This is a genomic window from Clostridium cellulovorans 743B (genome assembly GCF_000145275.1).
Taxonomy (GTDB): domain Bacteria; phylum Bacillota; class Clostridia; order Clostridiales; family Clostridiaceae; genus Clostridium_K; species Clostridium_K cellulovorans.
This window is the reverse complement of sequence record NC_014393.1, coordinates 3,820,770-3,834,301: the sequence shown is the minus strand read 5'-3', so window position 1 is coordinate 3,834,301 and position 13,532 is coordinate 3,820,770. Positions and strand designations below refer to the sequence as shown.

The 13,532-nt window shown below is 30.2% G+C and carries 9 protein-coding genes and 1 riboswitch; all 9 genes read left to right on the top strand.

Features of this window, described 5'->3' with window-relative positions:
- The 9 genes from CLOCEL_RS15635 to CLOCEL_RS15600 all read left to right on the top strand — a co-directional run bounded on the left by CLOCEL_RS15635 (position 1) and on the right by CLOCEL_RS15600 (position 13,509).
- Positions 1-894, top strand: coding sequence for an amidohydrolase family protein (locus CLOCEL_RS15635; RefSeq protein WP_010073188.1), 894 nt, complete (start codon positions 1-3; stop codon positions 892-894).
- A 16-nt stretch (positions 895-910) separates the two neighbouring features.
- Complete coding sequence (locus CLOCEL_RS15630; protein WP_010073187.1) at positions 911-1,882, top strand: hypothetical protein; 972 nt, start codon at positions 911-913, stop codon at positions 1,880-1,882.
- On the top strand, positions 1,872-3,680 hold the full coding sequence (locus tag CLOCEL_RS15625) for an ABC transporter ATP-binding protein (protein ID WP_010073186.1): 1,809 nt from the start codon (positions 1,872-1,874) through the stop codon (positions 3,678-3,680). The genes CLOCEL_RS15630 and CLOCEL_RS15625 overlap by 11 nt, the downstream gene beginning before the upstream one ends.
- Positions 3,667-5,445, top strand: a complete 1,779-nt coding sequence (locus CLOCEL_RS15620; RefSeq protein WP_010073185.1) for an ABC transporter ATP-binding protein — start codon at positions 3,667-3,669, stop codon at positions 5,443-5,445. The genes CLOCEL_RS15625 and CLOCEL_RS15620 overlap by 14 nt, the downstream gene beginning before the upstream one ends.
- Positions 5,446-5,507: 62 nt before the next feature.
- Positions 5,508-5,660: a hypothetical protein gene (locus tag CLOCEL_RS22860; RefSeq protein ID WP_010073184.1), complete on the top strand. Its 153-nt coding sequence runs from the start codon at positions 5,508-5,510 to the stop codon at positions 5,658-5,660.
- A gap of 281 nt (positions 5,661-5,941) precedes the next feature.
- Complete coding sequence (locus tag CLOCEL_RS15615) at positions 5,942-8,404, top strand: calcium-binding protein (protein ID WP_013291827.1); 2,463 nt, start codon at positions 5,942-5,944, stop codon at positions 8,402-8,404.
- Positions 8,405-8,766: 362 nt separating this feature from the next.
- On the top strand, positions 8,767-10,533 hold the full coding sequence (gene aspS / locus CLOCEL_RS15610) for an aspartate--tRNA ligase (protein WP_010073102.1): 1,767 nt from the start codon (positions 8,767-8,769) through the stop codon (positions 10,531-10,533).
- A 124-nt stretch (positions 10,534-10,657) separates the two neighbouring features.
- Positions 10,658-10,836: riboswitch (Lysine riboswitch) on the top strand.
- An 84-nt stretch (positions 10,837-10,920) separates the two neighbouring features.
- Positions 10,921-11,808 (top strand): 4-hydroxy-tetrahydrodipicolinate synthase, encoded by an 888-nt coding sequence (dapA, locus tag CLOCEL_RS15605; protein ID WP_010073101.1) that lies wholly within the window; start codon positions 10,921-10,923, stop codon positions 11,806-11,808.
- Positions 11,809-12,456: 648 nt separating this feature from the next.
- Positions 12,457-13,509 carry a pectinesterase family protein gene (locus CLOCEL_RS15600; protein ID WP_010073100.1) on the top strand — a complete coding sequence of 351 codons (1,053 nt, stop codon included), beginning with the start codon at positions 12,457-12,459 and terminating at the stop codon, positions 13,507-13,509.
- Positions 13,510-13,532: the final 23 nt, after the last annotated feature.

Sequence of the window (13,532 nt, the reverse complement as noted above, 5' to 3'; positions counted from 1 at the left end):
ATGTCTAATAAAATTATTGATATACATGCTCACTTAGCCAACATCAAAATATATCCTGATTATTGGATAAATGGAGTTATGAATAATATATATAAAGCTCTTAATGGCAAAGAAGATGCAGATAAAATAGTTAAAGCATTGATAAAAACTACATTAAATGATTTTGATTGTAAGAAATTAATAAAGAGTATGGATAACTCTGGAATTGATAAGACTGTAATAGTTATGGCTGATTTTGGATATGGAGTTAAAGACATGGAGTTCTCATTAAGAGATATATATGATGAGCATAGAAAGAGTATTGCTGAATATAAGGACAGGCTTATTGTATTTGCAGGATGTGATCCAAGAAGAGGAAAAGAAGGCTATGAGCTGTTTGAAAATGGGATTAATGAATATGATTTTAAAGGCTTAAAACTATATCCTCCATGTGGATTTGAATTAGACGATAAAGAGCTATTTCCCTTATATGAAATATGTAACAAGTATGAATTGCCTATTCTTGTTCACACTGGTAAGTCATTAGAATCTATGAAAAGTAATTTTAAATTTCCTCAATCATTAAAAAATGTAGCAAAACAATATAAAGATTGCAAGTTTATATTAGGACATGGTGCGATTCAGGAATATGATGTGTGTTATGAGCTTCCATTAATGTTTGACAATATTTTCTTGGAATTGTCAGGTTTTCAAAATTACATAAGTGATAAAGAAACTGAAAAAAAGATTAGGTTTATGTGTGAGAATTATTCTGACAAGATACTCTTTGGAACAGATTGGCCTATGTTTGCATCACAAAAAAAAGCCGTAGAAATGATATATAGTATGAACTATATTACTGAAGATGAAAGAGAGAAAATACTATATAAAAATGCAAGACATTTATTAGGATAATATATTGGAGGCATTTATGAAATATGATTTTGAACCATTTAACGATTTTTATTTTATTAATTGTTATTACAACGCAATGTTTTCATTGCTCAATAAATTTAAGAGAGATATCTCAGAAGTACTTCTAGATTTTAAAAGTACTTATATTATTGAAAATAATTTTATAAATATTGTAGTTAAAGAACAGGATGAACCCTATAAATATTGGGCACAAAAGGGTATAACTGTTGAACAAGGAATATACTCAGACAATATAATTTCCGATATTATAGAGGTGTTAAAAGATCAAGACCCAGTAATATTATGGATAGATGGATACTATCAACCATTGATAGTTGATTTATACCATAAACAACATTGGCTTCATGCTTTACTAATTGTAGGTTATGAAGATAATAATTTCCATGTTGTTGAACATTCACATAAGGATAGTCTTAATTATCAAGTGAATTGTGTTAGTAAGGAAGATTTAATGGAGATGATTAAGGGATATGTTACCTATTTTAAAGAAATAAAAAAATATCCTGTATATAGCGTGTACAAAAAATCAGACTTTAATTCTTCATTAACAGATAGTGATAAGAAATATAAGTTATACTCAATTGCAAAAGAAAATTTTGATAGTTATAATCGCTGCATAAAAGAAATATCAAAAAGTGAAATATATCAGAAACCTTTAGAAGAAGAAACGGTTATGAGTATTATAACAAACATGGGCAATTTTATAAATGTTAAAAAAAGTTTTTCTTATATGTGCAAGATGATAGAAAAAGACAACATTATTCTTAATAAAAACATTGATGAATATATAGAATTTATTGAAAAAACTAGAACAAGAATTTTAAAGGATTACTATTTAGGAAAAGAGATAAATTTATATCAAAACACTAAATGTGACTATTATGAAGTAATTAAAAATTATGAAGAACAAATATTACTAAGTTTGAAAAATCAAGAATTGTTTAAGGAGCTTAAAAATGAAATATAATACGTTACAGAATTTGAAGTGGATATTGAAAGAATCCTGGAAAGAAGATAAGCTGCTTTTCTTGTACATATTAATATTTTCTATATGCAATTCCATTCAGACATTGTTATTAATTGTTTTACCTAAAATAGTTTTAGATGATATACAAAATCATAAAACACAGAATCAGGTGCTTTCAGACATTTTAGTTTTATTATCAATATATTTGATCTGCTTTGTGCTTGTACGTGTCTCAGATAATATGAGTTGGCCAAGGTATATAATTGTAAGAATGAAAATTAAAAAAAGAGCAGCTGATAAATTCATGTCAATGAAACAGGCAGACATTGAGAATCCTAAAGTTCTTGATTTGTGTGAAAGAGCAAATCAAGCATCAAGCTATAATGAAAATGGATTTGAAGGTATGTTTAGACGAAGTGTTAAAATAACGTCAAAAATAGGTGCTTTTGTAGGCTGTATATCTATAATTGGAATTATTAATATATGGTTAATAATTATGGTTATAGCCGGTGTAGGTATATATTTTGTATTTAACACACGAGCTAGGCAGTTTGAAAAAAAAGTAAGTGATGAATTATTAATACATGAAAGAAAAAGAGATTATATTTTTAATACAATGTATAATTTTAAAAATGGAAAAGATGTTAGACTATATGACATGTCGCAATGGTTAGTAAATGCGTTTAGGAAAGTTTCGGCATATAGAAGAGAAAAATTGAAGGATGTTGAAAGCAAGAAAAAAGATGCAAATATAATAGGAAATATAATGAATATTCTTGTAGAATTGAGCCTGTATATCTTCTTAATAAATACAGTAGTAAATAAAGGAATGTCAATTGGTGATTTTACAATGAGTGTTTCTGCTGTAAGAACATTATTTAGTACTTTAAATATGTCACTTGATGATATAGCACATATTAGGCAGCAAAGTTTGATAGTAAATGATTTAATAGGTTTTATTAATTTAGAAGATGATGATTATGTAAGTAAAAATAAGGGTATTTTAGATTTAACCCAAACATATAAAATAGAGTTTAAGAATGTATCTTTTTCATATCCAGGAAGTGAAAAATATGCACTAAGAAATATTTCCTTAGTAATAGAAAAAGGAGAAAAATTAGGGGTAGTTGGATTGAATGGGTCAGGTAAGACTACTATGATAAAACTTTTAACAAAATTATATGAACCACAAAGTGGGAAAATATTAATCAATGATATAGATATTACGGATATCCCGAGAGAAGATTATTATAAGATGTTCTCAGTTGTATTCCAGGAAATATATATGTTTGCCTTTTCAATACTGCAAAATACATCTATGAGGAAAGAAAGTGCTACTGATAAAGAACTTGCACTTGATTGTTTGCGAGAAGCGGGTTTATATGAAAAAATAAATAAGCTTGAAAAAGGAATTGATACTAAGTTACTTAAAATAATAGATGAAGAGGGTATTGAATTGTCAGGTGGAGAGAGTCAAAAACTTGCCATGGCAAGAGCATTATATCGTGATGCACCATATTTAATTTTAGATGAACCTACTTCTGCATTAGATGCTTTGGCTGAAAAAAAGATCTATTCTATATTCAATGAAATGATTGCTGATAAAACAGCTATATTTATTTCCCATAGATTATCAAGTACTAAGTTTTGTGACAAAATAGCTATGTTCGAATATGGTGATCTTATCGAATACGGAACGCATGATGAGTTGTTGAATAAAAAAGGAAAATACTATGATATGTTCGAAGTTCAAGCTAAATATTATAGAGACAAGGAAGTTACATATGGGGAATGTTAGAAAAATGATGAATACAATTAAATACTTTGTACATTCTATTATGAAAGAAACAAAAATTTTTTTTGGTATTGCTTTCATATATATAATTTTAAATTCAATTGAACCATTCGTTGCAATTTTTATTACTAGTAATGTAATCAGTGAGTTAGAGGGATATTGTAGAAGTTCTTATTTTATATCTCAAATTATATATTTGGTCATATCACTTGTGGTTATCATGTTAGGTAAAACGCTATTAAATTATAAGATGAATATTGAATTGGTTGCACTTGATGATTACTATAGAGAAAATATGGGAAAAAGAGCTATGGACATGGATTATGCCTTTACTGAAAATGTGAAAGTGTTAGAACAAGCAGAAAAAGCGACTACTGGTATGTCTTTCTATTCAGGAGGGGTAAAGGGTATTGTAACTGATTTGATTAATGTTACAAGTAAACTAATAACTTTTATTGGTACAGTATATATTATTTCTAGAATTGAAATATGGGTTGTTTTAGTATTGTTCCTATTAACAGTTTTAAGTTGGTTTACTCAATTTAAAATAAAAAAAATGGATATGAATTTTTGGAATTCCGCTGTAGGAATAAATCGTACATATAGTTATTTCTGTGATATGGCTAAAGACTTTAAATGTGGTAAAGATATTAGACTGCATAATGCTAAAGGATTAGTTTTTGATGAATTAGATAAATTCACCAATGAGTTTGATAGTTTTTCTTCAAAGCATTTTTCTAAATTATCGTTCTGGGGAGTATTTGAAATAGTATTCTTAGTAGTACAGTTAATAATTATATATGCATCTATTTCAATGAAAACTGTAAATGGAGAATTGTCTTTAGGCGAATTTTCATTATATATTGCAGCTACAACGTTATTCTCTACAAGTTTAAAGGAATTTATTGAACAGATATTAGAATTAAGAAAAAAGATAAGTTTTATTAGCGAATATGTTGAATTTATAAATATAAAAAATAATATGGATAAATCTAAGTCAAAGACTGCTGATATGAATGACTTTGAATTAGAATTCGAAAATGTTTCATTCCATTATCCTAATAGTAAAGATGAGATATTAAAAAATGTAAATTTCAAAATTAGAAAAGGGGACAAGCTTTCTATAGTTGGGGTTAATGGAGCAGGAAAAACTACATTCATTAAGTTGTTAATTAGGTTGTATGATCCAACAGAGGGAAGAATATTATTAAATGGAATAGACATTAGAGAATACGATTATAAAAAATATCTAGAATTATTTGCAGTTGTTTTTCAAGATTTTTCATTGGCTGCGTTTTCAGTGAAAGAAAATATTGTGATAAATAAAGAATATAATGAAGAGAGACTTAATGAAGTTATACTTCAAGCTGGTCTTGAAGGAACTATTAAAAAGCTAAAGTATGGAGTTGACACTTCTATCTATAAAATATTTGATGAAGAAGGAACAGAATTTTCGGGTGGAGAGAGTCAAAAACTTGCAATTGCTAGAGCAAATTACAAGGGTTCTCCTATATTAGTTTTGGATGAACCAACATCAGCTTTAGATCCATATTCAGAATCAGAAATATATTCTAGATTAAATGACCTAGCATTAGATAATACAACTGTTTATATTTCACATAGAATGTCTAGTTGTAAATTTTGTGAAAGAATTATTGTTTTTGATAATGGGCATATTGTCCAAGAAGGCTCTCATGATGAATTGGTTAAAAACAAGGATGGAATATATTTCAGTTTATATAATGCACAATTAACGTATTATAGTTAATTTTGTAGGTACAAATCTAGCAAGTGATCCTAAAAGGGGGAGAATCCATTTGTCTTGATCCTGTGTTTATCTGTGAAAAGACAGCTTATACAGTTAGTAATAAGGTAATTGATATTAAGAATCTACTTGCTAGTACTATAGGTTTCGAAAGTATTGGTTGTGTTCAGAATAGAGATAAGTATGGGAAAAGGTATTCAAGGTCTTTTTATAAATAGATGGAAAAGAAGCTAGGTTAAAGAATTTAGAAGTTTAGGCTAAAATTCTTTAATCTAGCTTTATAACTATATAAATAATAGAAAGTTTTAACATATTGTCACGTATATCCTTTTAGTTATAGTTTTAAGCTTAAGTTTAGCAAAAACACTGGTAATTTAGAGTAAAGTATACAAATGCTAAAATAATAGAAAGTAGGTATTTATTTGTAAGTAAAAATAATAAATGGTAGAATTTTAGTGTATTATAAACATAATAAATATTATGGAGGTATGGGGAAATTATGAAAGATTATCAACTAAAAGGAACGGAAAAAAATGATATGTTAAGTGGCAACATTGGAAATGACTTGTTAGATGGTGGATTGGGAAATGATTTACTATTAGGAGGAATGGGAAATGATACGTATGTTTTTAGTCGTGGTTATGGCAAAGATGTAATAATGGATTCAGATAAAACTATTGATAATATTGATACGATAGTATTAGGTGAAAATATCACAGGCAGTGATTTAGAATTTACGAGAGTTGGGGACAGTTTAAAAATATCAATTATAGGAACAGAAGATTCTATTACGGTTTCAAATTATTATTACGATTATAAGTACAGGATAGAAAAAATCATATTTTCTGACGGTACCATTTGGGATAAGAAGATTGTAGAGAAATATAGCGGTATTAGTAGAGAAAATGTTATTTATAATTTAGGCTTTGGAGTAATCGTTATAGAAGATGATAATAGGGCTCCAGAAATTATAGATACAATTAAATTTGGACAAGATATAACACCAGGAAATATAGTTTTTACAAAGACAGGTATAGATTTAGAGATAAGCATAGTAGGAACTAGTGATAAGATAATAATTAAAAATTATTATAAAGTTGAACACTATAAAATACAGGAAATTGATTTTTTTGATGGTACTGCTTGGAATAATGAATTTATTACTTCTTATTATACATATGTTACTGGCAGCGGAGTTATTGAAGGAACTATAGGAAAGAACAGTATTGTTGGAAGTATAGGTGAAGATAAGATTTATGGATATTTTGGAGCTGATGTTATAGATGGCAAAGGTGGAAATGATTATTTAAATGGTGGAATTGATGGAGATACATATATTTTTAATATTGGCTATGGAACTATAGTGATAGATGATTATGATGAAACAGTAGGAGCTATAGATACGATAAAATTTGGAGAAGGGATAACTATTGATAGGATAGGTTTTATAAGGAATCTAGATGACTTAGAGATTAGCATTAAAAATATAAGTGATAAATTAATAATAAAAAATTTCTACAAGAGTACAAGCTATGAAATAGAGAAATTCATCCTAAATGATGGAAGTGTCTTTGATAAAAATGTTATAGACAGTTTAATGATATATGGAACTCCAAGCAATGACAATATAAGTGGAACAAATCTTAATGAAGTTATAGTAGCGATAGAGGGAAATGATACGATTTATGCTAGCGGAGGAGATGACACAATATATTGCGGAGCAGGTCACGATGGGGTATATGATGGAGTATATGGTGGGTTAGGAAATGATACTATATATGGAGAAGGAGATAATGATAGATTATCAGGGCAAGAAGGAGCAGATATTTTAGATGGAGGAATAGGTAGCGATACCTTATTCGGCGGAGTCGGCGATGACAAATTAATTGGCGGATCAGGGAATGATGGATTATATGGAGAAGGTGGAAGTGATACATATATCTTTGGATCAGGATTCGGAGCCGATGGTATAAGTGAATTAGATACAGTAAATACAGATATAGATACAATAGAATTTGTAGATGGAATCACGAAGGATAACATTGATCTGAAAAGAGAAATGTATGACTTAATTATAAGTGTAAAAGGAACTAACGATAGTATTAGAATTTCAAACCAATTCTACGGGAACAGTAAAATAGAAGTATTTAAGTTCTCAGATGGAACAGTTTTAGATAATGAAATATTAAAAACTCTTACGATATATGGAACTGCAAGCAATGACAATATAAGTGGAACAAATCTTAATGAAGTTATAGTAGCGATAGAGGGAAATGATACGATTTATGCTAGCGGAGGAGATGACACAATATATTGCGGAGCAGGTCACGATGGGGTATATGATGGAGTATATGGTGGGTTAGGAAATGATACTATATATGGAGAAGGAGATAATGATAGATTATCAGGGCAAGAAGGAGCAGATATTTTAGATGGAGGAATAGGTAGCGATACCTTATTCGGCGGAGTCGGCGATGACAAATTAATTGGCGGATCAGGGAATGATGGATTATATGGAGAAGGTGGTAATGATACATATATCTTCAATAAAGGTGATGGAGCAGATATAGTATATAACGTATCTAGTCTAGACAATGATGATGATAGACTGTTATTTAATGATGTTAATTTTGCAGAAGCTACTATAACAAAATCTAATGCAGATTTAATCATAAAACTTAATGGAACCACTGATTCTGTAACTGTTTCAGGATTCTTTAACTACGGGAAATACTCTTTAGAAGAAATACAGTTTAAAAATGGAGAAACCTTAAAAACAGAAGATGTTACTAAGGTGTTAGAAGGTACATATGTTTCTCCTGTAATATCAGTGTATGATATTAATTTAGAAAAAGCCATTGAAGTTATAGGGACTTCCTCACCTGCAGCTATGGCTAATATTACTAGTATAACATCTTCTACAAATGAAGCCTCAGATTTATTATTGAATTTGAATAGCTAATAGTTATACTTATTATTGAACTAGTAAGACTCTGAAGTTTTAAATTTCAGAGTCTTAAATTTAACTTATATATAGTTAGAAGATTATGTTTAAATTCTTGAACATAGATTTATATTTGGAGTTTAAACTCATTAATTGATTCGGTAGATATTCATAATCTAGTTTTGCCATCTAAGATAACACTAGGTGGGACAGCTATATTAGGGTTGAAAACCAATAGGATATTAGATATAATACCATATGGGATATTAGATAAGTACTTAGCGAAATTTTAGTAATTATTTAAGATTAATATGATATAATATAACATAATAGGACATAACATAATATGATAAAAATACATATAAAGGAAGATGGAAAATATGATTCAGTCAAGGACACATACGTGTAACGAACTTAAAATGTCAAATGTTGGTGAGTGCGTTATAATTGTCGGGTGGTATGAGAACATAAGAAGAGTAAGTAAAAATCTAGGATTTCTTCAATTAAGGGACTACTATGGTGTAACTCAAGTGGTTATTGAGACTGAAGAAATGATGGATATTGTTGATAGTGTTAACAATGAGTCTACCCTTTCAATAGAAGGAGTTGTTCGTGAAAGAACAAGCAAAAATGCTACATTAGCGACTGGTGATATAGAAATCGTACCAGAAAAGATAACTATATTAGGTAAATGCCAATATAATGCTTTACCTTTTGAAATTAATCAATCTAAAGAAGCAGATGAAAATACAAGACTTAAATATCGATACCTTGATTTAAGAAATCCTAATGTTAAGGAAAAGATTATTTTAAGAAGTAAAATAGTTGCGGATCTTAGAAATAGAATGAACGAACTTGGTTTTTTAGAAATCAATACACCTATTCTTACATGTTCATCTCCAGAAGGAGCAAGAGATTATTTAGTTCCTTCTAGAAACTTCCCAGGTAAATTTTATGCATTACCACAGGCGCCACAACAATTTAAGCAAATATTAATGGCATCTGGATTTGATAGATACTTCCAAATTGCACCATGCTTCAGAGATGAAGATGCAAGAGCAGATCGTTCACCAGGTGAATTCTATCAATTAGATATGGAAATGGCATTCGCATCACAGGAAGATGTATTCAGTATCGTTGAAGAAGTATTACCACCAGTGTTTGAAAAGTATGGTGTTTATAAGACTGCGTCAAAAGCACCATTTAAGCACATTCAGTATACAACTGCAATGGAAGTGTATGGATCAGATAAACCAGACCTTCGTATTGATTTATTAATTCAAGATGCAACTGAAGTGATGGCAGATTGTGGATTCGGACCTTTTGAAAATCAAGTTGTTAAGGCTATTGTTGTTGATAAATTTAATGCAACAAGAAAAGTTATAGATAAAATTTGTGCTGATGTAGAAGTTCAAACAGGAAACAAAGCTTTCTGGTTTAAGCTAGATGAGAATAATGAATTAGTTGGCGGTATTTCTAAATTCTTAGTTGATAAAAAAGAACAAGTTATTGAAGCACTTGGACTAAAACCAGGAGATTTCGTTGGATTAACAGCAGGTAAGAAGCTTGTAGCTCAGAAGACTGCCGGAGTTCTTCGTAAGTTATTAGGTTATGCTTCTGAAACTCATATGAAACAAGATTGCTATGAATTCTGTTGGATTGTTGATTTCCCAATGTATGAAATCGGTGAAGAATCTGGTAAACTTGAGTTTTGCCACAATCCTTTCTCAATGCCACAAGGTGGTATGGATGCTTTAATGAATGAAGATCCTGAGAAAATTTTAGCATACCAATATGACCTAGTATGTAATGGTGTTGAACTTTCTTCAGGTGCAGTAAGAAACCATGACCCTGAAATTATGATTAAGGCCTTTGAACTTGTTGGGTTAGGAGAAGAGGATGTGAAAGCTAAATTCCCTGCTATGTACAATGCATTCTGCTATGGAGCACCACCACATGCTGGAATAGCACCAGGTGTTGATCGTATGATTATGTTAATCACAGGTGAAGAAAGTATAAGAGAAATAATTCCATTCCCAATGAATAAAAATGCTATGGATGTTATGATGGGTGCACCATCTGAAGTTGAACAAAAACAACTTGAAGATGTTCATATAAAGATAGATATTACTGAAGAAGATAAATAAGATATAGTATTTTTGAGCAGAGCAGTACTTATTTGGGGTATGTACTCTGCTCAAAAATTTTAATAATAAGCAATGCAGAAAAAACTTATTGACATATTAACTCGATAATGATACCATACACATAAAGTTTCGTAGAGGTTGCGTTACTCAAGAGTAGACTATAGGATATGTAAGGATAGCTGACTATAGTGGAAAGGGAATAACGCCGAAAGAATTTTATATCCTTAACTATAAGATTCTTGGGGATACGGTTAAGAGCCGTATGACTGTCATCAATATATTTGATGGGGCGCTACATGTACATAATATTTTTTGGTGTATATTTAGGTCGTCCTATTTGGGCGGCTTTTTGCGTTTCGAACAATAAAATAAAAGGGGGACAAAATAATGTCTATTTTCAAAGGAGCAGCTGTTGCAATTGTAACACCATTTACTGAAGATAATCGTGTTAATTTTGATAAACTTGGTGAACTAATTGAATATCAGATAGCAAATGAGACTGATTGTATTGTCATTTGTGGAACTACTGGTGAAGCATCTACACTAACTCATGAGGAACATTTGGAGACAATACAGTATACTGTGAAAAAGGTAAATGGAAGAATTCCAGTAATAGCTGGAACAGGTTCAAATTCTACGGACACTGCAATCTATTTATCACAAGAAGCTGAAAAGATGGGGGTTGATGGGCTTCTTTTAGTTACACCATATTATAACAAAGCAACACAAAGAGGATTATTTGAGCATTTTAAAGCTATTGCAGAATCTGTAAGTATACCAGTTGTTCTTTATAACGTACCAGGTAGAACAGGTTGCAATATACTTCCTGAAACTGTAGTGGATTTAGCGAAGAATGTTAAAAATATCGTAGGTATAAAGGAAGCTAGCGGTGATATTTCTCAAGTAGCAAAGCTTGCTCATCTTGCCAATGGAGAAATTGATATTTATTCAGGTAATGACGAGCAGATAGTTCCATTGTTATCATTAGGAGCTGTTGGTGTTATTTCTGTTTTATCCAATGTTGCACCAAAGCAAACTCATGATATTGTTGCAAAATATCTAGAGGGTGATGTTAAAGCTAGTACTAAAATGCAATTAGAGGCAATTCCACTGGTAGAAGCATTGTTCTGCGAGGTAAATCCTATCCCTGTAAAGACAGCGTTGAACCTTATGGGATATCAGGTAGGTGAACTTAGAAGACCTTTAACGAAGATGGAAGAAGGTAATCAGAATAAGTTGAAACAAGCAATGGAGCAATATGGTATTAAAATGTAAAAGTAAATGTTGGAATAATGCTTATTTATATAGGAAATAAGTTCTATAGAAGTATAGCTAACATTTCAACGAAATTATGGGCTAGGATAAATAACTAAAATTTAAAGTTTTGTATCCTAGCTTTTTTGTGTTTTCGTAAGTTAATAATATGTAAGCTTAATTATTGAAATTGCATCAAAAGTTTATATGTTTGTTCAAAAGTGAACTTATATGCTAGTTTTATTACTTCAAGGGTGGGTAAATGTCCTAATAATGCTATTATATGTCTGGAAAGTTAAGGAGAATTTTTAATATATTTGATATAATTTATTTGTATACAAGTTGTGTTATTGAAGTTACATCAAAAGTATATTGATATATTGAAGAATCAATATAATATTATGAAGTTCTTCGTTAAAACAAATATATTTTTATAAAATAATTTGTCATGATATTTAGTTTGGCGATTTTTTACCTTTGAAGGTAACGTTTCCATTCAAGACATAATATAAAATCTAAAGAATTGTATTAGTTAGAATGAACGCTGTAATCTAGATAATGATAGTTATCATAAATATCTTATATTTAAAATGAAGCTTAGAAAAATTAGCTACTTTTCTAAATTTCAAATAAAAATAATAAATTAAAGTGAGAAAAGTGGGGGAATTTATGAAGAAAAATATTTTAAGAAAAGCACTGGTTTTTGTAGTAACTTCTGCAATTGTTGGTGCAGTGGTTATGTCAAACCAAGTTGCTTTGGCAGCAACTTCTTATGATGTTACTGTTGCCAAAGATGGAAGTGGAAATTATAAAACAATAACAGAGGCGTATAACTATTTAGCAAAGATTAATGACAATAAAAGAAAGACTATCCATGTGAAGCCTGGTGTTTATAAAGAACAGCTTACTATCTCTAAGGCTTATGTAAGTATAGTAGGAGAGAATAAAAATAATACAAAGTTAACCTATAATGTTGCTAATGGAGATGCTAAACCTAGTGGTGGTAAATATGGTTCAGCAGATTGTGCAGCTTTAATAGTTGCAACAAACGATTTTGTTGCACAAAATATATCCTTTGAAAATAGTCATTTAAAGGATACTGGAAATGATGTTCAAGCATCTTGTGTATACACCTATGGAGATAGAGCAACTTTTAATAACTGCAACTTTTATAGTGGACAAGATACTTTATGTGCATATACCTATGGAGTTGATAAATCTAGAGTATATTTTAAGGACTGTTTTATACAAGGAAGTGTTGATTTTATTTGGGGAGGTGCTATTGCTTTCTTTGAAAACTGCACATTAAATCAGTTAAGAGATGGTGGTATGTATACAGCTGCTAACACACCTCAAGGGCAAAAGTATGGTTACGTATTTTCAAATTGTACCTTAACTGCTAATGGAGATGCTAATTATACAGCAAAAACTAATCCAAGTTGGAAAAAACCTTCTACGGTATATCTTGGAAGGACTTATGGAGATTACTGTCATGTATCCTATATAAACTGCAAGTTAAATGCTCCGGTTAATCCAGTTGGATGGTTAAAAATGAGCAATAGAAATGTAAATAATACTGCTTTGCTTGAGGAATCTGGATGTACAGGTACTGGTGCTAATAGATCTAAAAGAGTAACTTGGTCAAAAGCTCTTACTAGTAGCGAGGCTGCTAAGTATACAAAAGTAAATGTCTTATCGGGCAAAGATGGATGGAGACCATAAATTTATTGATATATATATAAAGG